Raw genomic sequence first — 2395 nt, forward strand, 5'->3', positions numbered from 1 at the left:
CATGGTGTTGACCTTTGGAGACACTTCCCGTCCGCTTGCTGAATCGGATTGGTCGTTGCAGAAGGATTCGTCCGGACAGCCGGCAAGAAGCTATACAGCGTCTGTTCCGGTTTCATGCATGGGACCAACCACGCTCATCAAGCTCAAGGGCCCTGGCGCGGATTACGAGCGTGAGGTGGCCGCCTCGGAGGTCGTGAACGACCAGCAGTCGGGGTGCGAGTGGCCGGCCACCGCCGTCGCTAATCCTGTGATCCAGTTTGACGCCGCGTCAGGCCGTGTCTCCATCGACACCACGGGCTCAACGGTGAACGGCAGGTATATCCTCTACTTTGACGGCCAAAAAACTGCCAGCGGAGTCAGCCTTGCTCCAGGAATGGTGCACACCCGGGAGCTGGGAAAGAACCTGTCGGGCAAGGATCTGCGCTTCACCCTTGAGGTGACGAGTCAACTTCTCGATGCGACGAATGACAGCCGAAAAAGGTTCATCTGGCCTGCTGATCCGTCGTCCGTTGCACCCGCCTCGTTCTCTGATGTTCAGGCCGGCGACCAGTTCGCGAGTGAAATTGCGTGGATGGCAAAGCAGGGGATCAGCAAGGGCTGGGAGGGTGCTGATGGCACCACGTCCTACCGCCCCCTCCAGCCGGTGAACCGCGACGCCATGGCTGCCTTCATGTACCGGCTGGCGGGAAACCCCTTGCACTTCAGCCCTGAGCAGTCACCGTTCACGGACATAACGGCAGATCAGCAGTTCTATTCTGAGATGACATGGCTTGCGGCGCGGCAGATCAGCACGGGCTGGACGGAGCCGAACGGGACCAAGACCTATCGTGCTCTTGAGTCCGTAAATCGTGATGCCATGGCTGCATTCCTCTACCGGCTCGCGGGATCCCCTACTTACACGCCCCCGGCCCAGTCTCCTTTTGCTGACGTCTCAACTACGCAGCAGTTCTACAAGGAAATGTCCTGGCTGGCTGAGAAGGGCATATCGACTGGTTGGCAGGAACCTGATGGAAGTAAGACTTACAGGGCCCTCCAGCCGGTGAACCGTGACGCAATGGCGGCCTTCATGTATAGGTTCTTCAACGTCACCTAAGCTCGGATCTTTTCTGCAGCACAACTAAACGCATGATGGCAGGGCCGGGGCGGTCCTGCCATCACGCGTTGTCGAGTTACATCCCCGGGATTCGTTGCGGGCGCATCCAAGTTGAGCCTCTTATATGCAGCCGATTACCGCGCTCAGCTGTCGGCTGAAGCAGGTTCCCGCTTGGACCGGTAGCCCACCACAACGTCATATACCGCGCCTTCTGCGCGTGCCGGGACATCCAAAACGTGGCGCCGGAGAGCGACGACGCCGCCGCGTACCTGGGCGGGCTCGTGGAGCCGCTGCTGAAGAAGATGAGCGCGTTCCCGGCTCCCACGTTCGCGGCGGCCCATGGTGCCTGCCTGGGCGTAGGTTTGGGGCTGCTGCTGGCCACAGACGTGGTGTACGTGGCGGAGAACGCGAAATTCGGGTCGCCGTTCGCGAAGCTGGGGGCCACGCTGGATTCAGGCGGGCACTGGTACTTCACCGAACCCCTGGGAATGCACCGCACGCTGGACCTGATCTATACGGCGGAGCTGATGAGCGGCACCGAGGCTGTGGCACAGGGATTGTTCAGCCGGGCCATGCCGGCGGACGAACTGCTGGAGACGACGCGGGGGATCGTCTCACGGGTGGCTCGCGGCGCCACCGAGGCGTTTGTTGCCAGCAAGGAGCTGGTGGCACACATCCGGAACCAGCGGCTGGGGCTGTGGGAAGCCATGCAGGAGGAGAACGCCGAGCAGGCACGGCTCTGCAAGACCGATGATTATGCCGAGAGTTTCCGGGCTTTCCAGGAGAAGCGCGAGCCGCAGTTCCGCGGTTGAGCCTCGCCACGCAGGTATATCCGGCCTGACAGAACGGGTACCGCTTACTCGTGTTTCCCGCTTTTGTTGGCTGTTTACTGGGAAGTGCCGGCGAGGAGAGAGCTTTCTCGCGAGAGGACTCCCACCCCAGCACTCGCCGGCACCCTCATCGTCGCGGGTGCGCCCGGATGCGTCGTTCGCGTGCGCCGGGCGAGTGTGCGGCACATGCCGTGCCAAGGTGGTTAACGCAGCGCCAGCCTCCGCCTCAAAACTGTCGGCAGCTGTACGTCAAGACGGCACTGAGTCTGGATACTGCTCAAGACCTTCTGCGCGGTTAGCGGTGGACGTCGAATAATCCGGAACTACGACGGGCTGGAACAGCTCACGCAACTGGTTCCCTACGGCGTGCGCTTCCATCAAGTGCAGGCTCATGTCACCGGACCCCAGGACGCTTGCGGCGTAGTCCCTCAAATCATTTTGCAGCTCGAGGATTTCGGCGTGCAGACCAGTG

The 2395-nt window shown here is 61.5% G+C and carries 2 protein-coding genes and 1 pseudogene; 2 read left to right on the forward strand and 1 reads right to left on the reverse strand.

Annotation, left to right across the window (positions count from 1 at the left end; all coding sequences use genetic code 11):
• Positions 1-1093 (forward strand): S-layer homology domain-containing protein (locus tag AC5RWX_RS32505; RefSeq protein WP_494100294.1); only part of this gene is annotated, 1093 nt, incomplete at its 5' end.
• Positions 1094-1296: 203 nt separating this feature from the next.
• A pseudogene (locus AC5RWX_RS32510) lies at positions 1297-1905 on the forward strand (enoyl-CoA hydratase/isomerase family protein); the annotation flags it as partial.
• 267 nt (positions 1906-2172) lie between these two features.
• Here the strand turns inward: AC5RWX_RS32510 and AC5RWX_RS32515 are convergent.
• Positions 2173-2395: hypothetical protein (locus AC5RWX_RS32515; protein ID WP_494100295.1), on the reverse strand; the 223-nt coding region annotated here is incomplete at its 5' end.

It is taken from the genome of Arthrobacter sp. SPT-J7, assembly GCF_059089965.1.